Origin of the sequence: Pseudoalteromonas luteoviolacea H33-S (genome assembly GCF_001625695.1) — a bacterium.
Classification (GTDB): Bacteria; Pseudomonadota; Gammaproteobacteria; order Enterobacterales; family Alteromonadaceae; genus Pseudoalteromonas; species Pseudoalteromonas luteoviolacea_B.
In genome coordinates this window covers 66587-89859 of the sequence record NZ_AUXY01000072.1, presented here as the reverse complement: position 1 = coordinate 89859, position 23273 = coordinate 66587, and the positions used below count along the sequence as shown (strand labels likewise).

23 protein-coding genes and 1 pseudogene are annotated in these 23273 nt (G+C 44.2%); 15 read left to right on the top strand and 9 right to left on the bottom strand.

Going from position 1 to position 23273, the window contains the following annotated elements; translation table 11 throughout:
• Positions 1 to 13: 13 nt before the first annotated feature.
• The 3 genes and pseudogenes from N477_RS12900 to N477_RS12890 all read left to right on the top strand — a co-directional run bounded on the left by N477_RS12900 (position 14) and on the right by N477_RS12890 (position 5161).
• Positions 14 to 2764 (top strand): ATP-binding protein, encoded by a 2751-nt coding sequence (locus N477_RS12900; protein WP_063363362.1) that lies wholly within the window; start codon positions 14 to 16, stop codon positions 2762 to 2764.
• Positions 2716 to 4011 carry an alpha/beta hydrolase gene (locus tag N477_RS12895; protein WP_063363361.1) on the top strand — a complete coding sequence of 432 codons (1296 nt, stop codon included), beginning with the start codon at positions 2716 to 2718 and terminating at the stop codon, positions 4009 to 4011. The genes N477_RS12900 and N477_RS12895 overlap by 49 nt, the downstream gene beginning before the upstream one ends.
• Positions 4001 to 5161 (top strand): annotated as a pseudogene (locus N477_RS12890) (GNAT family N-acetyltransferase). The gene N477_RS12895 and the pseudogene N477_RS12890 overlap by 11 nt, the downstream one beginning before the upstream one ends.
• Here the strand turns inward: N477_RS12890 and N477_RS12885 are convergent.
• A complete protein-coding gene (locus tag N477_RS12885) occupies positions 5138 to 5728 on the bottom strand; it encodes a DUF938 domain-containing protein (RefSeq protein ID WP_063363360.1) in 591 nt (196 codons plus the stop codon). The pseudogene N477_RS12890 and the gene N477_RS12885 sit on opposite strands and share 24 nt — an antisense overlap.
• 198 nt (positions 5729 to 5926) lie before the next feature.
• On the opposite strand from N477_RS12885, the gene N477_RS26030 reads away from it, so the two are divergent.
• From N477_RS26030 to N477_RS12865, 5 genes are all read left to right on the top strand, one after another.
• A complete protein-coding gene (locus tag N477_RS26030; RefSeq protein WP_155731883.1) occupies positions 5927 to 6097 on the top strand; it encodes a hypothetical protein in 171 nt (56 codons plus the stop codon).
• 95 nt (positions 6098 to 6192) lie between these two features.
• Positions 6193 to 6564: a hypothetical protein gene (locus N477_RS12880; RefSeq protein WP_063363359.1), complete on the top strand. Its 372-nt coding sequence runs from the start codon at positions 6193 to 6195 to the stop codon at positions 6562 to 6564.
• A gap of 8 nt (positions 6565 to 6572) precedes the next feature.
• Positions 6573 to 7949, top strand: coding sequence for a class II fumarate hydratase (locus N477_RS12875; protein WP_063363358.1), 1377 nt, complete (start codon positions 6573 to 6575; stop codon positions 7947 to 7949).
• Between the two features lie 190 nt (positions 7950 to 8139).
• The gene (locus N477_RS12870; RefSeq protein WP_081216569.1) at positions 8140 to 8736 is read left to right on the top strand and encodes a hypothetical protein; all 597 of its coding nucleotides are present in this window, start codon (positions 8140 to 8142) and stop codon (positions 8734 to 8736) included.
• Positions 8733 to 9116 (top strand): hypothetical protein, encoded by a 384-nt coding sequence (locus N477_RS12865; RefSeq protein ID WP_063363357.1) that lies wholly within the window; start codon positions 8733 to 8735, stop codon positions 9114 to 9116. Before N477_RS12870 ends, N477_RS12865 begins: the two co-directional genes overlap by 4 nt.
• 28 nt (positions 9117 to 9144) lie before the next feature.
• Here the strand turns inward: N477_RS12865 and N477_RS12860 are convergent, their stop codons facing one another.
• On the bottom strand, positions 9145 to 9333 hold the full coding sequence (locus tag N477_RS12860) for a hypothetical protein (protein WP_063363356.1): 189 nt from the start codon (positions 9331 to 9333) through the stop codon (positions 9145 to 9147).
• A 98-nt stretch (positions 9334 to 9431) separates the two neighbouring features.
• On the bottom strand, positions 9432 to 10424 hold the full coding sequence (locus N477_RS12855) for a zinc-dependent alcohol dehydrogenase family protein (protein WP_063363355.1): 993 nt from the start codon (positions 10422 to 10424) through the stop codon (positions 9432 to 9434).
• Positions 10425 to 10522: 98 nt separating this feature from the next.
• Here N477_RS12855 and N477_RS12850 point away from each other — a divergent pair, with 98 nt between their 5' ends.
• Positions 10523 to 11413, top strand: a complete 891-nt coding sequence (locus N477_RS12850; protein WP_063363354.1) for a LysR family transcriptional regulator — start codon at positions 10523 to 10525, stop codon at positions 11411 to 11413.
• Here N477_RS12850 and N477_RS12845 read toward each other — a convergent pair.
• Both N477_RS12845 and N477_RS12840 read right to left on the bottom strand, forming a co-directional pair.
• Positions 11410 to 12222, bottom strand: a complete 813-nt coding sequence (locus tag N477_RS12845) for an SDR family NAD(P)-dependent oxidoreductase (RefSeq protein ID WP_063363353.1) — start codon at positions 12220 to 12222, stop codon at positions 11410 to 11412. The genes N477_RS12850 and N477_RS12845 overlap by 4 nt on opposite strands.
• Before the next feature lie 162 nt (positions 12223 to 12384).
• Entirely contained in the window at positions 12385 to 13098 is a 714-nt protein-coding gene (locus N477_RS12840) for a DUF2306 domain-containing protein (protein WP_063363352.1), read from the bottom strand.
• A gap of 190 nt (positions 13099 to 13288) precedes the next feature.
• Here N477_RS12840 and N477_RS12835 point away from each other — a divergent pair, with 190 nt between their 5' ends.
• On the top strand, positions 13289 to 14497 hold the full coding sequence (locus N477_RS12835; RefSeq protein ID WP_063363351.1) for a helix-turn-helix transcriptional regulator: 1209 nt from the start codon (positions 13289 to 13291) through the stop codon (positions 14495 to 14497).
• A 7-nt stretch (positions 14498 to 14504) separates the two neighbouring features.
• Here N477_RS12835 and N477_RS12830 read toward each other — a convergent pair whose 3' ends face one another.
• The 3 genes from N477_RS12830 to N477_RS12820 form a co-directional block, all read right to left on the bottom strand.
• Positions 14505 to 14723, bottom strand: a complete 219-nt coding sequence (locus tag N477_RS12830; protein ID WP_063363350.1) for a TIGR02450 family Trp-rich protein — start codon at positions 14721 to 14723, stop codon at positions 14505 to 14507.
• Between the two features lie 98 nt (positions 14724 to 14821).
• Positions 14822 to 16840: a methyl-accepting chemotaxis protein gene (locus N477_RS12825; RefSeq protein ID WP_231098144.1), complete on the bottom strand. Its 2019-nt coding sequence runs from the start codon at positions 16838 to 16840 to the stop codon at positions 14822 to 14824.
• A 254-nt stretch (positions 16841 to 17094) separates the two neighbouring features.
• A complete protein-coding gene (locus N477_RS12820) occupies positions 17095 to 18282 on the bottom strand; it encodes a cellulase family glycosylhydrolase (protein ID WP_063363349.1) in 1188 nt (395 codons plus the stop codon).
• A gap of 309 nt (positions 18283 to 18591) precedes the next feature.
• Here N477_RS12820 and N477_RS12815 point away from each other — a divergent pair, with 309 nt between their 5' ends.
• The 3 genes from N477_RS12815 to N477_RS12805 all read left to right on the top strand — a co-directional run bounded on the left by N477_RS12815 (position 18592) and on the right by N477_RS12805 (position 20362).
• Positions 18592 to 19197 carry a biliverdin-producing heme oxygenase gene (locus N477_RS12815; protein WP_063363348.1) on the top strand — a complete coding sequence of 202 codons (606 nt, stop codon included), beginning with the start codon at positions 18592 to 18594 and terminating at the stop codon, positions 19195 to 19197.
• Entirely contained in the window at positions 19187 to 19681 is a 495-nt protein-coding gene (locus N477_RS12810; RefSeq protein WP_063363347.1) for a YbaN family protein, read from the top strand. Before N477_RS12815 ends, N477_RS12810 begins: the two co-directional genes overlap by 11 nt.
• 168 nt (positions 19682 to 19849) lie before the next feature.
• Positions 19850 to 20362, top strand: a complete 513-nt coding sequence (locus N477_RS12805) for a TlpA disulfide reductase family protein (protein WP_063363346.1) — start codon at positions 19850 to 19852, stop codon at positions 20360 to 20362.
• A gap of 451 nt (positions 20363 to 20813) precedes the next feature.
• Here N477_RS12805 and N477_RS12800 read toward each other — a convergent pair whose 3' ends face one another.
• Positions 20814 to 21098 carry a helix-turn-helix transcriptional regulator gene (locus N477_RS12800; protein ID WP_063363345.1) on the bottom strand — a complete coding sequence of 95 codons (285 nt, stop codon included), beginning with the start codon at positions 21096 to 21098 and terminating at the stop codon, positions 20814 to 20816.
• Between the two features lie 633 nt (positions 21099 to 21731).
• Here N477_RS12800 and N477_RS12795 point away from each other — a divergent pair.
• Positions 21732 to 22238, top strand: a complete 507-nt coding sequence (locus N477_RS12795) for a sigma-70 family RNA polymerase sigma factor (RefSeq protein ID WP_196760616.1) — start codon at positions 21732 to 21734, stop codon at positions 22236 to 22238.
• Between the two features lie 13 nt (positions 22239 to 22251).
• Complete coding sequence (locus N477_RS12790; protein WP_063363344.1) at positions 22252 to 23217, top strand: FecR family protein; 966 nt, start codon at positions 22252 to 22254, stop codon at positions 23215 to 23217.
• Positions 23218 to 23273: the final 56 nt, after the last annotated feature.

Sequence of the window (23273 nt, the reverse complement as noted above, 5' to 3'; positions counted from 1 at the left end):
AGGCATTTAGTTTATGCACATTCAATTCCGCTCGTCATTGCATCATGTGTTTGCCTATATCGGGTTGGCGCTAAGCTACTTTGGCTTTGGAAAACTCTTTACCCTCATCGCATTTGAGGATCAGGTGCTGCCGATTTGGCTGCCAGCAGGTATTGCCCTTGTTGGCTGCTTTTTATGGGGATGGCGCTTTGCACCTGCAATATTTTTCGCTTCTGTCCTATTTAATTGGACCACCTATTTTGGGCTGCAAACCCATATCAATCACTACAGTGATATTGTCCAAGTAACGGTGGTCGCCTCAGGCGCTGTAATACAGGGCTTAGTCGGTGGATATTTAATGCGGTTATGGCTTGGCGACCCATTATTAATGCGCTCAAGAAAGAACATCGCTTACTATGTGTTGCTGGTTGGCATACTGGCCAATGTCACGTCAGCCAATATTGGTATGCTCGCTTTAAGCCTGTTTAACCCGCAATATACCTTTTCACAGCACTGGCAAAATGTCATTGCTTGGTGGCTGGGGGACAGCCTTGGCATTTTGATTTTTACCCCTTTACTGCTCATGCTGCTGAATATAACAGTGTTTAAACCGCGTGGTTACCAACACAAGCGCATCATGTTGGCAACCTGCTCAATCCTGTTTCTGTCAGTCACCGCCACCACCTATTTATCTAATCAGGCGAACTTAAAAGCAGCGCAAAGAGAGGCACAGCGCGAAGTCGATATTATCGAAAATGTCGTACTCAGACATGTCAATCTCAGTATGCTTGCAGTACAAGGTGTCGCTGCTAAATTGCAATCTCAACCCCAATTTAGCCAAGATAAATTTATGCAAATAGCCCAACAGCAAAGGAAGCGCTATCCCTTTTTATTCGCTGTTTCTTGGGGGCAACGCATTGCGCAGTCAGACGCACATACCTTACAAGTAGAACTAGATACACTGTACCGAAAGGAAGTGTTATTGCATGGTCCTCCACTCAATAGTAGTGACCCAATGGTGGTGGTTAAATATGTCTCCCCGCAGGCAGAAAATTTTGCCTCGCTCGGTTTCAATATATACTCTCGGGCCAATCGCAAAGCCGCTTTAGAAGACCCAGAAATTATTCTGCAGCCCAGAGCAACCAATGTGGTTAAGCTGGTACAAACACAGCCAGCCAAGCCTGCCTATGTACTTTTTTCACCAGTATTTCATCAAAACGACACGACACAGCAAACACTCAATGCAGATATTGTCGGGTATGCCATTGGTGTAGTACAAACAGATGTCTTGCTCACCTCAGTACTCAAAATGACATTGGCGAATAATTACGACCTCGCCTTTTATGATGGCAACAGTGAAACCCCTTTTTTCAGTAACTATGATACTGACCAAAAACCCTATCATGCTGACACCCACTACAGCACTCAAATTCGCTTTGCGGGCCAAACATGGCGTTTAACTTTGGCAATTAAAGACAGCTATATAAGCCACTTAAACCATCAGCAAACGATTTGGCTATTGACCCTGCAACTATGTATTTGTGCGCTCATCACCTTTATAGTATTGCTCTATAATTACCAAAATATCGCCCTTAACCACTTGGTCGCAGCACGCACTGAATCGCTTAATGTAGCCCTGCAAGATGCACAGCAAGCAAACCAAGCAAAAAGTCGCTTTCTTGCCAATATGAGCCATGAAATCCGCACTCCACTCAATGCGGTGATCGGCTTTGCCTCTTTGACAAAAACCTCACAGTCCATCGACGTTGTAAAAAAATATATCGAGCATATCAACATGTCCGCCAAGACATTGCTGGGCCTTGTAAACGATATTCTCGATATCACCAAAATCGAATCGAATAAATTACACATAGAGCAACATGACTTTGACCTACAAAAGTTACTTGCTCATATGGATAACCTATTCTCTGCCAATGCCAAAGAAAAGGGCTTAAGTTGGCGATTGTACAGTAACGTTGACCATGCCGTTTGGCTTAAAGGTGATGAGCTGAGAATAGAGCAGGTGTTGATCAACTTGTGTAGTAACGCGCTTAAATTTACCCAGCATGGTCAAGTAAGTTTGCACTGTGAAGTAATAGAAAGCGATGCCGATTATCGGGTCCAATTCAGCGTGTCAGATACTGGCATAGGCATCGATACCGGGCAAATCGAACATATTTTCTCGCCGTTTGTACAGGCGGATGATTCCACCTCACGACGTTTTGGCGGCACGGGGTTGGGCTTAGCTATCAGCAAGGAGCTATCTGATAGAATGGGCGGTAGTTTACATGTCGAAAGCCAAATAGATGTTGGCAGCCACTTTCACTTTGCTATCCGCTGTCCATTTGGTGAAGCAACCAGTGTCTCACGCCCGCAATTCGATGAAACGCAGATTGCCACACTCCGCGTTTTGGTGGCAGAAGACAACCCTGTCAATCAAATCGTGATCAAATCCATGTTAGACTCTTTTGGTGTGACTTATGAATTAGTAGCAAATGGTCAACAAGCCATTGCAACCGTCCAACAAGGCAAGTTTGACCTAGTACTGATGGACTGCCAAATGCCGATATTAGATGGCTATCAGGCCACGTCGACACTGCGTCAGCAATACGATCAAAAAGCATTACCCATTGTGGCGCTCACCGCAGATGTCATGCCTGAGGACAAAGCTTATGCCTTAGCCATTGGATTTAACAGCCATCTTGCAAAACCCCTTGATCGCGATAAGCTAGGAGCATGTCTGGCTCATTACGCTCAAATATGCTCAAAAAATTCATCGGCTTAATCTCAACACTGTGGGTAGTCAGTGCCTCTGCACACGACTGCACAACACTGCCCACAGATCATCAACAGTACGTAAAAGGCATCCAAACTGGCGAATACCGCAATGCGAATAACATAGGTCCCGCCACCATTACGCTCACAAAAAATATGGCTTACGCTGAGTATATCGATGCCACCAGAGCCCTGATATCAAAGCGCAACAAACGGGCAACGCTTCCCTGTCCACTGCCAGCTGCTGTGCCTGTGCAAGCGAAGCAAACTCAAGTCCTTGATCACATCGCCCCTTACCAGCTTTTACATCACAACCAAGACAAAGGCATTTTACTGATCCATGGTTTAACCGATTCACCTTATATTTTTAATGCCATTGCACAAGATTTATATCGCCAGGGCTTTAATGTCAGAACCTTGCTGTTACCAGGCCATGGCACGGCAGCAGATGATTTAAGGCGTGTATCCAACCGCGACTGGCAGCGTCATGTCAGTTACGCCATTGAGCGTACCAGCAGAGATTTCAAGCACTTTGCCGTTATGGGCTTCTCAACCGGTGCGGCATTAGCGACCCTTGAGATTGAAAAGCGCACACCATCTAACCTCAAAGCCTTGGCATTGGTTGCGCCAGCCACAGAGTCACATAACAAAAACAGCTGGATGGCACAGTGGGTTGATTGGCTACCGCTGATGAATTGGCTGGATGAAGATGCCGATCTCGATTTTGCCAAGTATGAGTCTTTCCCCCTTGCCGCAGCAGCCTTAGTACATAATGTTATGGTTGATATGATGCAAAGTAGCGTGCCAACAGATCTGCCTATCTTAACCATAATGAGCGATGTTGATGCCACCATAGATAGCCAAGCCACACTGAACTTGCTAACGCGATGGGCCAAAACACACAACGCCCCCTTGGCACTACGGCTCTATGCAAATAATCCCATAGAGCTTGACCAACGTATAGCACTCACACGCATTGATAAACTAGACAAGGTCATTGATATGTCGCACGTTGGTTTGCTGATACCACAACATCACCCCTACTACGGTGAGCAGGGCGCGTATCGCCACTGCGGCAGCTATTTTGCCGATGAAGCCGCCTACCAAGCATGTAAATCTGCACAGCAAATTACCTTTGGCGAACACCACAGCACCAATAAAGCGGCACACACACCACTTGCCAGAGTCACTTTTAATCCTGACTACGCAGGTTTGGTCAAACAACTCAGTGAGTTCTTAAATCATCATGTCCATTAAGTCGTATCGTCATCAATTTGTAACAAGCATCAGTGCCGTAGAGCAATCGCATTGGCAGCGTTTAGCAGGTGATAGTTTATTTACCAGCTATGCGTGGTTATCAGCCCTTGAACTCAGTGGCAGTGTAAGACGCGAAACAGGCTGGCAGCCTTATCACTTGGTGGTATACCAGCAAGACACCGCGCACCCAGTCGCCATTTTGCCTGGATATATTAAAAGCCACTCATACGGGGAATATGTATTTGATTGGGCATGGGCAGAAGCCTATGAGCGACACAACCTAGATTACTACCCCAAGTGGTTATCTGGTGTGCCGTTTACGCCGGTAGTCGGCGCGCGGCTTTTATGTGAAGCACCCACAGAGACACTATATCAGTTCATTCAATCTGTTCTCGATGGAGAAGCGGCGCAACAAGCTTGGTCTGGCTGGCACGTCAATTTCCCGCGCCAAGAGGAAGCTTGGTCCAGTGCGCAGTTACTTGAACGCCATGGTGTGCAATTCCATTGGCATAATCAAGGTTATGTAGATTTTGATGCCTTTTTAGCGACCATGAAAGCGCGTAAGCGCAAAATGATAAAAAAAGAACGCGACAAAGTTAAAAGCTCAGAGCTGTCCATTGCCTGGCTTGATGCATCACACATTGATAAAAATATCATAGATCTTTTTTATCAATGTTACTGTCAGACCTATCGTAAACGTTCTGGACACAATGGCTATTTAACTCGCGCATTTTTTGAGCTGCTGTTTAATGCCATTCCAGAGCAAGTAAAGCTCTGCTGTGCCTATCGAAAACACGACCAATCCAATGCACAGGAATTGATTGCTGCCAGCTTATACCTTCAAGATAAAGACACATTATATGGCAGGTATTGGTGAACACTAGAGCATAGTGAGCACTTACATTTTGAGCTATGTTATTACCAAGGGATCGACTATGCCATTGCGCATAAATTGGCGCGTTTTGACGCTGGCGCACAAGGGGAACACAAACTGCTAAGAGGATTTGAGCCGGTGTTTACGCGCTCGTATCACACCATCTGCCATCCTTTATTTAGCCAAGCGATAGGCGATTTTATCAATACCGAGCGCACCCAAATTACCCATTATGCACGCCAGTGCACCACATTACTGCCGTTTAAAACACAGTAGTCGATTATTGGCTGGCATGGCATGATCAGCCACTAACTTAAGGCCTGCAGCCGTCGCAAGGGCCATAATCCATTCAATGTCACGGATCCCACTGTGCGGGTCACGAGACTTTAAAAAAGCATCAAATTGGGCGTTACTTTGCGACGTAAATGCGCCTTGATAATTAAACGGGCCATAAATTATCACTTTCCCGTCAGTATCGAGGTGACGCTCAACACCGCTAAAAAAGCGCTCTACCAGCGCTTTAGAAATGATGTGCAAAGTGTTGGCCGTATAAATCACTGGCACCTTTGCCACAGGCCATTGTTGGTTTAAATCCAACGCTAATGGAAGGCGCAAATTATCCAGCGCAGCCTCTTCACACCAACTGATAATCCCTTCATGATTGCAAGGCAAGTCAGCGGTTTGCCAGATCACATGAGGGAGTGCTTTGGCAAAGTGCACCGCATGCTGGCCAGTCCCAGAGCCCACTTCTAATACACTCTGCATCTCACCGATGAAAGGCCCTAAATGGGCTAAAATCGGCCCTTTATTATTTTCACATGCTTGAGAGTATGGCTTTGTCATTTTGCACCTAAATAGACCATTTACGCGCCGAGCTGGCGCAATGTGACTCTCATTTTGCAACGAGTTATTCTTAATGTCTATTTACTGTGCTGATAAATATAGATAAAAAAATTTTGGTATATGGTATGCAAAAAACATAGGTATTGACTATAAGTACCTAGTGTACCCGTTCAAAAACCCTGTATGGAGATGCCAAAAATGAAGTACTCAAAAGTGACACATATGCCCAATCAAAGCTTAGGCCATATCCCAGAGCAAGAAGCCGCTGAGTCTAAGCAAACCTATCAACAAGAAGTCGCTGATCTGCTCAGCAGTAAAGAGCAGGAAAAAGATCAAACCACAGAACAGTTTATCTTGGGCTATAACTGACAACAACGCCATCATTTACAATCCGCATAAGGGTTGCCAATCTCCTATTTTAGTGTAATGATAATAATTATCGTTACACTAAAGTATAATACGTCATGGTTACACCGCAAGTTCTATGTCAGTTTCAACCCCGCTTAGATACACAATGTGAACGCCCTTACTTAGAGGCCCCTGTACATGTGGCCAATTTTATCGAAGATGGATTTAAGCTGGCTAAGTGGTATGAAAAAAAACCCTGCGTATTGTTACAAGAACTCTATTTACGACGTGTCTTTTTTGAATTACTCAATCACATTGCTGATCCACTCGTTCACCAGAGCTTTCGCCAACAATGTTTCGAGCAACTTCATAAACCGCTTCTAGCACTAAAACGTTTTTATAAAAAACAACACCGTTCTATGGCGCCTTTTTACCGCCTTGAGCGCGAAGCTAGGATCATCAGTCACGAATTTAATCCTTTTAACTAGGAGTCAGTATGACCACTTACCGCACCGCATCTGATAGCATGGGCACTTTAGAAGTACCAGAAACAGCACTGTATCAAGCACAAACACAGCGTGCTGTGAACAACTTCCCAGTCAGTGACTTAACCATGCCAACCAGCTTTATTCGTGCCCTTGCTTATATCAAGCAAGCTGCAGCAGAAGCCAATGCACAGTTAGGTCACCTAGATCAAGATAAAGCCAAAGCCATTGCAACAGCCTGTCAGCAAATCATTGATGGTGCTCACCTAGACCAATTCCCTGTTGATGTATTTCAAACTGGTTCTGGCACCAGCTCAAACATGAATGCCAATGAAGTAATTGCGACACTTGCTAGCCAGCAAAGTGGCTTAAACATCCACCCCAATGACGATGTCAACATGGGGCAAAGCTCAAATGATGTGATCCCAACGGCAATCCACGTCAGTAGCGCAACGTCGGCGGTTTATGAACTGCTTCCAGCGCTTAAGCATTTATCACAAACCATTGAAAGAAAGAGCAAAGAAGTGGGTCACCATGTAAAAACTGGTCGTACACACTTAATGGATGCGATGCCTGTAACGTTTGCTCAAACCCTCAGCAGTTGGCAACAGCAAATTGACTCAGCATACGAAGGCATTTTGTCTTCTCTAGAGAAAGTGTATCAGCTAGGCCAAGGTGGCACCGCTGTGGGAACAGGCGTTAACGCTGATAAGCAATTTGCTGCATCATTTAATACATACTTAAGCAGCAACGTGGGTATTCGTTTTAACCCTAGTGCAAACTTCTTCTACAACATTGGCTCACAAGATGCCATCGTTGCACTTTCTGGCCAGTTAAAAACTTTGGCCGTCGCAAACATGAAAATTGCCAACGACCTACGCTGGATGAACTCAGGCCCATTGGCAGGCTTAGCTGAGATTGAACTGCAAGCACTGCAACCTGGCTCTTCAATTATGCCGGGCAAAGTCAATCCTGTGATCCCAGAAGCAGCGGCCATGGTCAGTGCGCAGGTGATCGGCAACGACGCCACAATCACAGTGGGTGGTCAGTCAGGAAATTTTGAGCTTAACGTCATGCTACCTGTGATTGCCTACAACATCCTACAAAGCATTGAGTTGTTGGCAAACATCTCTCGCCTAATCGCAGATAAAGCCATCGCAACGTTTAAAGTCAATGAAGAAAACATTCAGCGTGCACTGTCGCGTAACCCAATTTTAGTGACTGCACTGAATCCGGTGATCGGCTACGAAAAAGCAGCTGCCATTGCGAAACTAGCCTATAAAGAAGGGCGCCCCATTATTGAAGTTGCCGCAGAGCATACGGATCTGAGTGAAGATGAGCTTAAAACACTACTTGATCCACAAAAACTCACTGAGGGTGGTCTGTAAGCAAAAAGCGCTCTAATCTTATATTGGGTTTATGCACGCTCGCCTGAGACTATTCAGCTATGATACAGGCGAGCTATGGCTCACTGAATTGGGACAGTTTTCACCCATTGAGTTGCTCAACCCATAGCGTGCCGGCTCTTGTATCTCATCACAAAGCACGGCACACTGTTAAAAAAAAACAGGATAGATTATGAACGCATTTAAGCTAACGCTCGCTAGCCTATTGGTTATTTCAGGGTGTTCCAGTACAAAAGCAGACTCTGAAACAACCCAGTCACAACAAACGCAATCACAAGTCGCTGAGCAACCGGTTAAGCAAAATAAAAAACAACTGGCACCAGCACAACTACAAACTAAGTCAGCAGTGCGCCACGATACTGGCCATGGTAAGCCAGCACCGGCGAAAATGATCACCAAAGCTGAGCCCATTGCCCACTTCAACGAAGATGAAATCTCACAAGCTGGGATCCAAAATCAGCATAAGTATTTAAACTTCATTACCAAAGACAAAAGCTGTGACAGTAATAGCCAATGTCTTGCCATTCCTGTGGGTAGCCGCGCATGTGGTGGGCCTTCAAGTTACTTGGTATTCTCTACCAAAACCGCAGATCAAAACAAAGTTTACGAGCTAGCTAAAAAACTCACTGACAGTGAAGCACAATATAATGCCAAACATGGCATGATCAGCATCTGTGAACATTTACGTCAGCCAACAACTCAATGTGTTGAAAATACTTGTGTTACACTAGGTGGTACGAACAAATCACCAACTAGGGACTATCGATGAAGTGTAAACTCGGCATTGTTTTTGGTCTATCAATGATATTTTTGACGGGCTGTGCAACCACCGAAACAGGCGCACAACTTACTCAGAACCATTCCAGCAGTTCGCTTGAACAGGTCATTGCAGATAAAGGCTGTGATGCCAGCTTTCAATGCAAAGTCATTGCAGTTGGCGAGCGACTAACCTGTGGTGGGCCAAGCCGATACCTAGTGTACTCGTCACGTAATGTGAATGAAGACGATGTCGAACGCGCGGCTAAAGCAGTCACCCTAGCTGAGCAAGCCGATAATAAAGATAAGATCGCAAGTGAAATTTGCGAGCCAGTGCTACCCATTCAAGCACTGTGCATCAGCAATACTTGCAAATCAATCGTATTGAAATAAGTTTATAGGCAGTGAGCCCTATCACTGCCTATCCCGCTAAGAAGTGGTTCAGCAGTAGCAATGGCACCACCAAGACAACACACAAACCCGCAGAACCCAAATAAGATAGCACCAAGCGCTTTTTGAACCAGTAACAATACATAAAGCGCAATAAATAAGTCGATGCCACACCGAATAACGCAAACATCAACAATAGCGATAATAAATAAAAAGACACTGACAACTCATACGCTTAGACACATAATTTTATCATAGCGGTACATTGTCAAATCTGCACCTATTTTAATTGCTGCAACAGCCAGTGCCGAATTCTTTTTACCAAAGGTTACTCACTACAACCTTACCCATCGCCTGGCCACTGGCTAATCGTGCATGCGCATCACCGACCTGTGCAAAGCTCAAATCTGCAGCATCAAGCACAGGTTTGAGCTTACCTGCATCGACAATGTCAGCCATACTGGCCAAAATATGGTGATGCTCAGCGCGCTTCACATTATGCAGCATTGGAATAAGCATAAAGACCACATGCAGTGACAACCCTTTAAAATGCGCCACAGATAAATCAATCTCAGCCAACGACACCGTCGTCGCAATCTGGCCGTTTAGTGCCGCCGCTTCAAATGAGTTCAATAAGTTTGCTCCACCTACCGAGTCGTATATCAAGTCAAAGCCAGCCCCTTGCGTATGCGTTGTGACATAATCCGCCACCGATTCCGTTTGATAGTTGATGGGGGTCGCACCTAAACGCGTGATTAAATCCAATTGGTCTGGTTTAGAGCCCGTTGCAAACACCTCTGCACCAAAATGAGCCGCTAACTGCACCGCCACATGACCGACACCACCTGCACCACCATGTACAAGTACGCGCTGACCATCTGCAACGCCTGCACGTACCAAGCCTTCATATGCAGTGATCCCGACCAATGGTAGGGCTGCGGCTTCACGCATACTCAATGAAGTCGGCTTATGTGCAATTAAATTGGCGTCAGCAATCATGTATTCAGCCAGTGCACCTGGCAGATCAGCTAAGCCCCCCGCACAACCATAGACCTCATCACCAACGCGGTAACCGTCTACGCCCTCACCAATTGACTCAATCACGCCAGCAAAGTCCATACCTAAAATAGCGGGCAGTGCAGGCGAGAGTGGCAGCGCGGGTCCCATTTCACGGATCATCATATCCACCGTGTTGATACTGCTTGCCATTATCTTCACGCGAACCTGTCCCGTGCCGACTTCCGGCTTTGTCACTTCTGTTTGTGTAAATACATCTGTACCGCCAAATTCATTGATGACCATTGCTTTCATGATTAAATCCTCGTTCAGTGAATACAAACAGTATATTTTTTAACTATACTCTTGATAATATCGATATAAATACAATCAGTTTTTAGATTTTATTGATAATGAACATTGCGCATTTAAAATTATTCACCCGCATCGCCGCCACACATAACATTAGCCTAGCAGGTAAAGAGCTGGGGCTCTCTGCAGCGGTTGCCAGCGCCCATATCAATAAATTAGAAGAGACGCTGGAAACACAACTGCTCTATCGCACAACCCGAAAAGTGGCCTTAACTGAAGAAGGGTTGGCTTTTTTACCCCATGCAGAGTCTGTACTCGAGAGCGTTGAAGTCGCTAAAGCCGCCATCGGCGCAGGTAGCCACACACCGCAAGGGACATTGCGGATCACCGCCCCGGCCTCATTTGGGCGTATGCACATCGTGCCCGCGTTGGTGGAATTTACACAGCGCTACCCTGAACTGAAAATAGATCTTCGCTTGAGCGACAGTATCGTTGATATGGTTGAAGGGGGTTTCGATGTGGCTATTCGCAATGCGGCACTGAGTGACTCTTCCCTGATAGCCAGTAAACTTGCCAGTGATACCCGTATTTTATGTGCATCCCCTGAGTATATTGCCAAGCACGGTATGCCCGACTCAGTTGAACAATTAAGCGCTCACCCCCTGATTAACCTAACCGGCATAGAGCACTGGGTCTTTGAAGGTGCGACAGAGCACATCAAGTTTAAGCCCATCGGTGGACTGCAAATAGACAATGGCGAAGCCATTCGGGATGCGTGCATACGCGGTATGGGGATCACTCTGTGCTCAATGTGGTGTGCCTATCAAGCACTGCAAGAAGGCAAGTTGGTGCAAGTGTTAAAAGAGGCGCCCCTTGTCAATGACACCGCACTGTGGGCAGTTTATCCAAGTTCTCGCATGCTGGCCCCCAAAGTGCGCGTGTTTATTGACTATCTCAAAGCCTATATCGGAGATGTGCCCTACTGGGATTAAATTAGCTTTGCTTGTTGCTGTAACTGCGTCAAAGTCTCCATTAATTCGGCCATCAAGCTTTGATCCACGGTGCTTTGATGGGGTGGGCTAAATTGATTAATGTCATTGTCAAAATACAGCCCGCCAGCGTCAGCAAAACGCTCACCCAGGGCCGCTTCAACCAAAATATCCGCGCCCAACTGCACACTACTGCCTTGCATACCATAAGCTTCTTGGACCATTTTACTGCCTAAAAAAGACTTGGGGTTCACTGCCACCATACACGGTCCACTCGCTTTTAATTGTGCACCTATACACATCGACCACATGGTCAGCGCTAATTTACTTTTTGCATACACAGCCCCCGACGATAGGTTGCTGGGAGTTAATAACTCGCTCGCCTCAAACGGCGACTGAGCAGCAGATGATAAGTTAATAATACGCCCTTGTTTTGGCACAATGGCGAGCAGCGCGTTGGTCAAAATATAAGGGGCAATGGTATTGACCATAAAGCGCATATCATAGCCATCATTGGTCAGCGTTTGTGTGGTTTTAAACACGCCAGCATTGTTGATCAATACATCTAACTGGGTATTATCTTCAGTGACGGCCTTTGCCAGCGAAGTGACCTCAGCCATCACAGACAGATCTGCACAATAACCTGCCACACGTTCACTGCCAAAGCGCGTTGATAACTCCTCACACAATGCATCTAACTTATCTTGATTACGACCATGTAATAACACACGATGCCCTTGCATCAACAAGGTAATTGCACAGGCTTTGCCAATGCCATCTGTCGATCCGGTAATTAATATGGTTTTGCTCATTGCGCTCCCCTTTGCCCTTTAGCCGTGTCAATCATGTCTGCGGATCACTTTAATACACCTAACTCATATTGATAATAGTGTATATTTTTAAATCAGTTTCAAAAATAAATTGATAATGAATATCAAAACCACGCTCTAACGTTTTTTTCAAACACGGCGTCTTTATTTTTCACACAATGGCGATGACATGGCAGACCTGTTTGGCTCGCCCGCTTTTTGAGGCTTTTTACTTAACCACTCAACCACGACTAGGTTAATCAACATGGCGACCAATCTGTCGTAATCATGGTAAAGCGTGAGCAGAGGCGCAATTGTCTCTTGCCAATGACCCAGCACCAAATGCACTATCACGCCAATAAATAGCGGTGTAATGGCCGCTAAACTTATCGCCACCGCGCGCATCATCCACTTTTTATGACCAGCCACTTGTCCGCGTACTATCTGCCAAACTGCCACTGAAAACGCCCCCACAATTGCGATACTCATCACAACCAACGAGATAAAGCGCCCACCTAACTCATTTGGAGACAACACAAGGTGTAGCCAAATTCCAGATAACGCCATAGTGCAACCAGCTATCACCGCGACGCGTCCAGCAAGCTTGTGCCAGCGCGGGTAGCGAATACGAAGACGAGGCGAAAACTGCCAAGGCATGGTTAAAAAGAATGTTACCCCCGCCATCGCATGGGTTAATATCGCTGCAGGCGCAGCTAAGTACTGAGGGTGTATGACATCAGCCATACCTAAAACATCAGTTTGACCTAACAGTACTAACGCAATAATGATGATGGCGGGTATACCGGGGATCGCCATGATTAAAAGCAGGCCACTGATCACTGGCCAATTAAATGCGACGGGTTGATTGTTGCTAGTCATTATTTACTCACTTAATTCATCTGGTGAAGGATGCGATGATTATGTAAGATGATTAAAAAGAGGTCGTCCTAGCTGATTGGGCAGGACAAAAGCAGCAAAACAGCTTGGCGCTAATCATGGTTTGAAACTTATTTAGAACTCTGTTTTATATACTTATTTTTATTTTCATAATAAGGTCTCGGTCAGACGGATGATTGTAGAACACCCCAGTCTATTTGCCCTCAATGTGGCCACATTATGTGTCATTATTTTTAGTGCACACCAACTGATTTTGCGGGTGCGTACTTATCAAATTTATTGGCCTTTGGCAGTCTGTTTGCTCGCCATTGGGCTTATTGCCATGCTGCCCATCAGCAAAGTATTACTGCCAATCAAGTGGCAAATTTTCAATCTCATTACGTCCTTACCCGCCTTATTACTGATCGCGCCAAGCTTATGGCTATACGCTAAAGCATTGACCAGTAGTACCCCTTGGCAACTCTCACGTCATGATGTGAGGCATTTGATCCCCGCATGTGTTGGTAGCATCATTGCCTTCATTGCCCTGTGTTTGCCTGCACGCTATCAACATGGGGTTTTAGTGAGTGATGAGCTCACCGTCATTGCACACGCCCCCAACCTGCTTCAAATAATCATCTATGGCTTACTGATCATGACGTTTGTCTGCGTGCTCGGTTGGGTGGTGCAATCAGCTTGGTACTTTTACAAAATCCTCAGTCTGCTGCGTGATTACCATATCAGGCTCAAAGATGTGTTTGCATCTACCGAGCAAAAAGAGCTGCACTGGCTGGTCTGGTTATTAACTTCTGTCGGCGGCGTGTGGCTATTCATCGCAACGAACTTAGTACTCAATAACCTGCTAAGTCCAATTCAGCTTAGCCCGTATCTGCATGCCACTTTACTATTACTGCTTGTATATAGCTTATCTCTGTGGGGATTAAGACAAAAGCCGGGGTTTGCGGAGTGCTATCACCTTGAGAGCACCTCTGTGCCCAATCAAACGCTGACGGGCGAGCCGACATCAAGCAGTGAAGAAAAGTATCAGCGCTCTGCTTTAGATACCCAGCAAGCGCAAAGAATAGCCACAAAATTACAGCATGCAATGCACGGTGATAAGCTCTATTTAGACGCTGCTTTATCACTGCCAAAGCTCGCAGCGCACATTCATGCACCGAGTCATTACATTTCTCAAACCTTGAATGAAACGCTAGATATCCGCTTTTTTGATTTTGTAAATCAACACCGTGTCGATGCAGCAAAGCAGAGCCTCATACACAGTGATAAAACCATACTGGATGTGGCTATGTCGGTTGGTTTTAATTCTAAGTCTGCTTTTTATACCGCCTTTAAAAAGCACACCGGCATGACACCCAGTGCCTACCGAAAAAAAGAAACTTAGCTTAGGCTTACTTCCAGCCCATTTTCCAAATTTTAGGGTCTTTGAGCGCGCGCCAATTAATGGCAATTTCACGTTTCGTCATCAAGGCTTCAATAATACACTCTATCACTTTGCCATCTTCATCAAACTCGACTGACGTGACCATAAAGTGCTTTTCTTTGTGCGCTGGACTCACTGACGTCCACTTACTGTGGAGCAACTTTTTTGGAGTAAGTGTGTGCTGCATAAATAAAGTTTTAAATTAATTTGCTGTTTGATACGCCAAATTTGTCATCTCAGATCAACATGACAACAGGCATATCTGATCAGCACGCCTGCATAGGGTTAACGCACTGACTGACTCACCGTGTATTCAGCTATCAATTTGTCCATCATTTGTGCGGCTCTGGCAATGTCTATGGCGGCAATATTGATTTGCTCGGCGCCACTGACATTTTCCGTGGCTTTTTGGAATATGCCGTTGATATTTTTGCTCACTTCATCAATGGCGTTACTTTGCTGCTGAGTATTACTCGATACAGACTCGGTCACCAATTCAACTTGCTGAGCTTGTTCAACAATTTGCTCAAGGGCACGTTTAATTTCTTCTGCACGCTGCGCTGCTTCCAACGCATTCTCTTTACCTTGTGTGATCACATCAGACGCCTCTGAGGAGCTGGTTTGTAACTCGCTCACCAAGGCTGATATTTCTTCTGTTGATTTTTGTGTACGACTGGCAAGACTTCGTACTTCATCAGCCACCACGGCAAAACCACGCCCTTGCTCACCCGCACGGGCCGCTTCAATGGCGGCATTCAATGCCAGTAAATTGGTCTGCTCTGCAATACTTTTTATCATTTCAACCATGGAAGAAATGCTGCCTACACGCTCATTCAGTGCATCCACCGATTGTGCAGAGCGTGCCATATCATCTGAGGCTTGCTGGATCACTTGCACTGCATCAGCCACCACTTGCTGACCTTGTAATGATTCTTGGGTCACGGTTTTTGCAGCCGCCGCGTTTTCGTTCATCGAATTGGCAATCACTTGAATGTTGGCGCTCATCTGCTCAGAGGCAGATGCAATCGTTTGAATACCAGATTGCTGACTCACTAAATTTTCTTGGCTTTGCTGTATCGCCGTAGCCGTTTCTTGGGAGGCATTTGCAATGCTGGAAGACACCCTGGCAAACTCAATCAAATCATCTTCAAATTGGCGGGTTAATTTATTGATATTATTAGCAGACTTACCCAGCTCATCTTTAGAGATGACGCCAATCTCATGGCCAAGGTTTTTGTTTAGCATGGCAATGTCTATGCCTTCGGCAATTTTTGCTGACTGGCGGCGACGCAGCCGTATCGCAAAAAATAATGCCGCGGTGATCACTAGACCAACAACTAAAATGATCAGCTCTATAACCAGCACCCACACCGCGTGCTGCTGAATTTTAATGGCCGTTTCATCCACCAAGTTCAGTGCTTTTTCTTCCGCTGCTTTCAGTGCGTTAATACGATCTGTGGCTGCTTTGAACCAACTCTCCGCATCCAGTCCAAAATTGTCATTTTTACTTTCAACGCCACTGCGATAACGGGCCACTTCGCGAAAGGCACTGCCACTGAGTGCCTGCTCTAAAATACGTTTCATTTCTAGAGGCGAGGCCTCGAGCGCTTCTTCTAAGTACACGTCTTGCTTAGTCATCAGTGCAACATGTTTGGTTTTCAGCGCTGGCGTAAAACTGTCTCGGCTCAATACATTAGATAATACGGCGCGCTCAATCCCCGCGGACTCTTTGGCGCTAGAAAAGTTGTAGATGGCCACCAATTCAGTGGCAATGGTGTGATCGTTACTCAGCCGCGATGCGGTGATCACCATATGCAATGCTTTAAGATTGATATCAGTGTAAAACTTCAGTGCTTCAGGAAGTGAAATAGACAAGGCATCTACACGACTGCGGATTTGCGACAAATTGCCAAACATGCGTTCAAACTCGGCCAACTCTTTGGCTATGTCGGGGATCAGATCCCACTTCAGTTTTTCCTGTTTAAGCGTGGCAATCAATCTATCTGTTTGAGTACGCTGCTGACGCAAGTTATCTTTAAACTTAGCGCCTTTAGAGCCGATGAAGCCAGCTGAGGCTCCGCGCTCTTTTTGCGTCTCATGGATAACACTTAATACCATATGGCTCAAAAACGCATTGTACTCTGCATCATAGGCGTCGTTCATCCGTTTAGCCGACATGGATACATCGTAAAAAATCACTGCGCCTAAGAGTAAACATGGTAGTAATACAACGGTTGTCATATGGCTAGAAACCAATCGAGCAATTGCTTGTAACATCACTGCACCACTATTTTTCTTAAACATTTTTTTTACGAAGTAAACTATAGTACAGCTCACTCAATTGCAAAATTATTTATTTCTCACACGTATCTAGATGAAAATAAATAAATTAATTATGAAACGCCAAAAATACCGATAAAAGATATAAAAGTGCATATATAGCAATAATATGAATGAGATATCCGTAGACCTTACCGTATTGAACAGTGACCAAAAAAACAGTGGTAAAAGAGCGCGATTGCACTCTTTTACCACAGCTAAATCTGCTTGAAGAATAACTAGCGCCCTTCTAATATTTTTGCTTTGATCCATGCACCGGCTTCTTTAAGCTCCGAATCAGCAAAATTTTGCGACGCACAACTCCCCACCTTAAACGCCGCACCACTGAGTGGGTCGTCTGAGTAATTCCAGTTTGTCCAACTGATCTTTTTTCTCGCCATCAAATCAATGTATTTCTGTGAACTCACAAAGTCATTTGCACCACCCCCTGTGTAATGCTGTGTACCAAACTCACTGACAAACACTGGGAAAATATCTGACGCTCTATCCAGCATATTACGGTGATAATCCGTGTGTGCGGCAGCATAAAAGTGGAAGGTATACATGATGTTATCAAACGGCACTGGATCATCGATTACATCCTGTAAATCGCCATCTGACATGGAAGCCCCAAACGTTGACCAACCATGTGTACCAACCATAATTAAAGCATTAGGCTGGATATTACGGATCACAGGGATCACTTGCTCGGCGTAGTGACGCACCGCAGACCAAGGCACGCCATTGGGCTCGTTGGCAATATCATAGATGAGGTTATTGCGATGTTTGTGTTTTGTCACTATCTCAGTGAAAAATGTTTTGGCGGCTTCAACATTATAATTAGGGTCACCTGGGTCGAGTTGATGCCAATCCACTAAGACATAAAGCCCGCGCGCACTCGCCATCTCAATAAGCGTATGCATTTGATTGGTAAAACCAACCGGATCTGTTTCATAGCCGCCTTCTTGCACATATAAACTCAATCGCAACACATCGGCTTGCCAATCATAGCTCAGCACATCTAAGCTTTTGTCAGTCAAACATTTACCCAAACCATGCCACTGTAACCCATGGCTACTCATGCCACGCAATTGAATACGCTGATTAGCTTCACTACACAAGCCCGTGCCACACACTTGCAAGCGGCCATACTTTTCAACCGGCGTAATATGGACGCCAGTGTCACAGCGACCCACATATTGCCACGCGGATCCCGTACCGGGCTCCGAGCTGGTCCACCACTTAGCTTGATAAAGCGTATTATTGTGAACCAGTTTATCTCCGGTATTGGCGTGGCTTGGTTGCCCTTGCCAGTTCTTTTGTGGCCAATCTGGGTAGGTATTTACGGCGCTGCAATCAGCAGCATAAGCCTGACTGGATATCAATCCAACAGCTAACGAGATAGCGCTCAAATACTGTTTTTTCATATTTCAACCTTTACATGTTGTTTACATTGTTGTTCCTGATTGAGATATAGAGGTTACCAAACTAAATGGCTATTATTTTTCACCAAATTGATCGTAAAGTATTGAAATTTGATTGAAATGTGCTGAAAATCTCCGTAATACATAAAAACTCATTCCTAAGTTTTCACAGCCGCTTTGACTTGTCTTCCCAATTATCTATTAAATATCTAGGTCATAAAAATCATATAGTTACAATTTTTTTATACATCTCTTTATGGGTTTCAACGACTCATGCGTTCTTATTTATATGATGAATTCAATTGAAAGAAAATGAGTAACTTACGATCTGCTAACTACCCAAGAATGAGCAAACTGAGAGCATCTACATCCAGTGTCCATGACCAACTAGATAAAAAAATCATGGCGCAATCACCATTCGAAAGCAAAGCAAATTACGGCCTGTTTTTGCGCTATCAGTATTACTTAATGAATTACGTTACTGTGCTATATAGCAATCCGCAGATTGCCCAAATAATCCCAGATCTGCAAGACAGAGATCGGTGCGAACAACTGATACAAGACTTTCAAGATTTAGGCATGACACAGCCTCAACCTTTAACAACACTCTCTCCACTTGATGCATCTCTATTCGAGAGTTTAGGTTGGCTCTATGTGATTGAAGGCTCAAAGCTTGGTGCTGCCCTACTAGCCAAGGAAACTGAAAAACTCGGCTTACACAGTGAGTTTGGTGCTCGGTTTTTAGCGGGTTCAAACCGGGGGTCAAACTGGCGTCAATTTATGCAAGGCATTGAAGATGCGCCACTGAACGAATCGCAAGAGCATGCCATGCTTGAAGGCGCGCAAGCTGCATTTAAATTTGCCAACGAGCTCGTAGAGCTGAGTTATGGGCAATCAGAAAATGCGCATGTCGCGTAACATACATCAAAATCTAGTGAAATATGCCTACCTGTTCGGTGGCATTGTTTCACTTGGACTCGCATTGATTGGCGCGATTTTACCTATCATGCCCACCACGGTTTTTTTGATCATTGCACTTTGGTGTTTTTCAAAATCATCTGCTCGACTTGAGCACTGGCTTTTAACACACCCCAAATTTGGCCATATATTAAGTAACTGGCAACGGTATAAAATTGTGCCAAAACCCGCAAAGTTCTTTGCAGCAGCAGGGATGAGTGCCAGCCTGATAATATCTGGCCTGCTGTTTTCTTTTGGTTGGTTACAAGTCACTTTGTTTTTGCTGTTTGCCTTTATCTGCAACTATTTATTTGCCAAACCCAACTGTCCAAACTCACAAGGCAATTCTCAGCAGGAAAAACGCTTTAATATCGCGCTCAGCGCAGTTTCTTGTGTATTACTTTGCTACTGGTTTATCGTTGAATATTCACCCAGCACCTATTAATAAATTGACCACCTTAACTCTTCGGCTGCGCCCCACAGCCTCCTTGGTGCTGAGATAACTAACAAAACACAATCAACATGTTATCTTGTCATAAAAATATCGTTCTACTTTTATAACGCGTTACAATTCATGGCCATAACAGAGGTCCAATATGACAAGGAGCGAATTATGCTAAAGCGTAGCCTGATTTTATTCATCTTGTTTTTCACAGCGACAGCAAACGCAAATATAGAGCATATAAGTGCTGATCAAGTACTTGGTTTAAATCAGCATGAAGCGCCAATTTACAGAAGCAGTACCACGCCTACAATTGTTACCTTTTGGGCTTCATGGTGCCCATATTGTAAACAGTTACTACCATTACTAGAGGGATTACAACGCAAATTAGGTCACGATAAAGTGAGCGTGATTGTTGTTAACACCAGAGAGGAAGGCAGCCTAAGTCAAACAAAAAGAACGTACAAAAGTTTATTGAAACAATTTGAAAAGCGTGGATTGCAAGTCACTTTTGTTTTTGACAAAAAGCATACTTTCTATAAGAAGTTAAAAAAGCCCGGATTACCTTTCACCCTAGTTATAAATCAGCAAGGCCAAGTTACGTACGCTCAAGCGGGCTATAGTGAACGAACAGCCCAACCCATGCTTAAAGCCATTGAGAAAGTATTGACGGGTAATACCTAGCTCGAAGATAAAGGATAACAATACACGCCTGGTTTTTAGACTAATCCGAATAGTTTATTAAAACCCAGCCACTTATCTCGACATAAAGCCATCCTTATATTGTAAAAAATTAAATTATTAATATTGTAAGAGGGATGAATTGGCGACAAAATCGCTTGGTGTTAACAGCAGAAAAGAATTTAGCTCAAATCTAAGTTGGCAGTTACCGATTGAAAAACGGGTAGCTGTCAGCTCAAGTCTGAGCTAGTACACATTAGATAATTATGACTGCCTAATCTATAAAAATATCAAAGTCCACTTCCCATCAATATGAACACGCTTTTAAATAGCCATTTTCTTAGCTGTTAGATATATTTAGTATCAAATCAACACAGATACAATCTATATTCAAAGGTCAATCCAGATATCAAAATCAACCGTCTTTACTTCAATACCAATCAGGACAGGCGCACTACCTCGCCATTGAGCCGATTATTTGGCTATCCTTTCCGGTGTAATTAATATGAGGGCAGTTAAAATCATCACCAAAGATCAGATACATTTCATACAACTGCGCCATCGTCATTACTGTTCTGCCAGTTTCAAAATTACTGATCGTTGCTTGGTCAACATTCAATTTTGCACCTAGCTGACTTTGCGTTAGCTGATTCTTTTTACGCACGCGACGTAAATTGCATTGCACCTCTTCCATCAGGCTATTTATTTTTACTTTTCTTGTTACTATGTTGTTTTTCATCGACTTCCTCGTCAAACACTACTTTATATTTTTAATTAATCTATTAATCCTTACCCAAGCCTTACTATAATTTTGACCGTGCGGAAAAATCTTCGAACGACCAAACACACCATTCCAATCACTTTTATCACTTGATATACAGGTAATCACTTAAGTTACTCGCCAAGGCACATGTACTCACAGTGACTTGTTTTGCTTTCAAAATCGCCCAACATTGAAAAAAATTAAATAATTAATACCAACTAAAAAAGAATACTTTTCTTAAAACAAGGCTAAAAATCAGCTTCTCCATTCAGTAAAGGCATCATTCAAAATCCCATTAAAAGATGCTTTTTATAGAATAATGATGGCTACCACATAAGATCAAAGCATTTCTTTTTTTATCTATTTATCAGCATATACACACACGTTCGATAACATTCACGACCAGATGATGCATTTATTAAAAAACAGAGGAGACTCGAAGCTTCGACCAATTTATTGGCCATATAAAGAAAGCATTAAGGTTTAATTTTGCCTAACACTGTCTCTCCCTAATTTTTATCTTATACACAATAAGCTTGCTCCAATACTTTATTAGTGATACCGTTAATGATAATTATTTACATTTACGCACTATAGAAAGGAACAACGGTGTCAAATTCTGCTGGCATGGACCTGTTTATTCGTGAGAACCAATTTTGGTTGGTGAGATTTTTACAAAACAAATTCAAATTGCATTCACCTCATGATGCACAGGACTTATCTCAGGACACTTTTATTAGGGCCCTGACGTCATCTACTGATCTACTTGAAGTCAAAGAACCTCGAGCATATTTGGCGACGATTGCAAACCGCCTCATTATAGACAAAGCGCGCCGTAGACGTATTGAACAAGCTTACATTGAAGCTCAAACTGAGCTACAAACAGAGCAAGCCCCTTCCTGTGAAGCGGTGTTAGAAACCATGCAAAGATTAGAAGCATTATCTCGATTACTTGAGGGATTAGCTGATAAACCAAGACGTGCTTTTTTAATGGCACGGTTGGATGGTATGAAGTATAAAGAGATTGCGAGTGCGCTCAATGTCTCGGAAAGCATGGTACAAAAGTATATTGCGCAAACGCTGTTGCATTGCCACAGTCAATTAATGGACCAGTAAGTTTAAAATTCTGATGTCGGCAAAAAACAATAGTTATCAACATAAACTTAAGCAAGCAGCCCAGTGGTGTGCGCTCTTGCATTCTGATGCTCCTGCCGATGAAGATATTCAAGCTTTTCACCAATGGTTAAATTTACATCCTGATAATCAAAAAGCGTATGATGAACTAACCGCACTGTGGAGTGAATTTGAAGCGCCTGACGATAAAGGCTTAAACACACGTGTTTTAAATAACGTATTAGAAAAAGACAAGCCAAAATCTCATGGCGCAATAAAAGCCTTTCTCAGCATCGCGCTGTTTTCAGGCTTTGGCTTGCTACTCAATCACTTGGGTTTGAGCGGTATAACCGCAGATCATTACACGCTCAAGGGGCAAACTCACACCATCCAACTCCAAGACGGCAGTAGCGTGACTCTCAACGCGCAAACGCAAATAGACATCGAGTTTAACGACGAAAAACGCTTGATTCACCTGCATACAGGTGAAATACACATAGATGCTACCACCAACCCAGCATGGCCTTTAGTGGTTCAAACACAAAACACCAGCGCAACGGCGTTAGGCACTCGTTTTTCAGTTAAAGCGCGCAAGCAAGACACTTATGTGGTTGTCACCGAATCAAAAGTCAAGCTTTGCTACTTTAAACAAAACAGTTGTGTGATTGGCCAACAAGGCGAGGCGATGGAGGTGGCCAGTGGTCAACTAATTGGACCTTACGATACCAACCCTAGTGTTAGATTAGCGTGGTTAAACCATAGGTTAGTCGCCAATGATATTAGCCTTTCCGCTTTATTAGAAGCGCTTGAAGCACACTACCCTGGGGTGCTGATGTACCAATATACTGAGCTTAATCACATTCGTGTGTCTGGGGTTTACCCAACCAACAATATTGAGTTGGCAATGAAAATGCTCGCCTCAGATCCTGCAATCCAGCATCATTCAATTGCTAACTACCTTCACGTTATCTCATTGAAATAATTAAACTTACCCAAAAAATAAAAAATAATCTGATTTTTTTTAGTTTTTGGGTACTG

What these genes read in the sequence shown, in the direction of transcription:
- N477_RS12900 (WP_063363362.1), top strand. Translation starts at nt 14, where the DNA reads ATGCACATTCAATTCCGCTCGTCATTGCATCATGTGTTTGCCTATATC.
- N477_RS12895 (WP_063363361.1), top strand. Translation starts at nt 2,716, where the DNA reads ATGTCTGGCTCATTACGCTCAAATATGCTCAAAAAATTCATCGGCTTA.
- N477_RS12885 (WP_063363360.1), bottom strand. Translation starts at nt 5,728, where the DNA reads ATGACAAAGCCATACTCTCAAGCATGTGAAAATAATAAAGGGCCGATT.
- N477_RS26030 (WP_155731883.1), top strand. Translation starts at nt 5,927, where the DNA reads ATGAAGTACTCAAAAGTGACACATATGCCCAATCAAAGCTTAGGCCAT.
- N477_RS12880 (WP_063363359.1), top strand. Translation starts at nt 6,193, where the DNA reads ATGGTTACACCGCAAGTTCTATGTCAGTTTCAACCCCGCTTAGATACA.
- N477_RS12875 (WP_063363358.1), top strand. Translation starts at nt 6,573, where the DNA reads ATGACCACTTACCGCACCGCATCTGATAGCATGGGCACTTTAGAAGTA.
- N477_RS12870 (WP_081216569.1), top strand. Translation starts at nt 8,140, where the DNA reads ATGAACGCATTTAAGCTAACGCTCGCTAGCCTATTGGTTATTTCAGGG.
- N477_RS12865 (WP_063363357.1), top strand. Translation starts at nt 8,733, where the DNA reads ATGAAGTGTAAACTCGGCATTGTTTTTGGTCTATCAATGATATTTTTG.
- N477_RS12855 (WP_063363355.1), bottom strand. Translation starts at nt 10,424, where the DNA reads ATGAAAGCAATGGTCATCAATGAATTTGGCGGTACAGATGTATTTACA.
- N477_RS12850 (WP_063363354.1), top strand. Translation starts at nt 10,523, where the DNA reads ATGAACATTGCGCATTTAAAATTATTCACCCGCATCGCCGCCACACAT.
- N477_RS12845 (WP_063363353.1), bottom strand. Translation starts at nt 12,222, where the DNA reads ATGAGCAAAACCATATTAATTACCGGATCGACAGATGGCATTGGCAAA.
- N477_RS12840 (WP_063363352.1), bottom strand. Translation starts at nt 13,098, where the DNA reads ATGACTAGCAACAATCAACCCGTCGCATTTAATTGGCCAGTGATCAGT.
- N477_RS12835 (WP_063363351.1), top strand. Translation starts at nt 13,289, where the DNA reads ATGATTGTAGAACACCCCAGTCTATTTGCCCTCAATGTGGCCACATTA.
- N477_RS12830 (WP_063363350.1), bottom strand. Translation starts at nt 14,723, where the DNA reads ATGCAGCACACACTTACTCCAAAAAAGTTGCTCCACAGTAAGTGGACG.
- N477_RS12825 (WP_231098144.1), bottom strand. Translation starts at nt 16,840, where the DNA reads ATGTTTAAGAAAAATAGTGGTGCAGTGATGTTACAAGCAATTGCTCGA.
- N477_RS12820 (WP_063363349.1), bottom strand. Translation starts at nt 18,282, where the DNA reads ATGAAAAAACAGTATTTGAGCGCTATCTCGTTAGCTGTTGGATTGATA.
- N477_RS12815 (WP_063363348.1), top strand. Translation starts at nt 18,592, where the DNA reads ATGAGTAACTTACGATCTGCTAACTACCCAAGAATGAGCAAACTGAGA.
- N477_RS12810 (WP_063363347.1), top strand. Translation starts at nt 19,187, where the DNA reads ATGTCGCGTAACATACATCAAAATCTAGTGAAATATGCCTACCTGTTC.
- N477_RS12805 (WP_063363346.1), top strand. Translation starts at nt 19,850, where the DNA reads ATGCTAAAGCGTAGCCTGATTTTATTCATCTTGTTTTTCACAGCGACA.
- N477_RS12800 (WP_063363345.1), bottom strand. Translation starts at nt 21,098, where the DNA reads ATGAAAAACAACATAGTAACAAGAAAAGTAAAAATAAATAGCCTGATG.
- N477_RS12790 (WP_063363344.1), top strand. Translation starts at nt 22,252, where the DNA reads ATGTCGGCAAAAAACAATAGTTATCAACATAAACTTAAGCAAGCAGCC.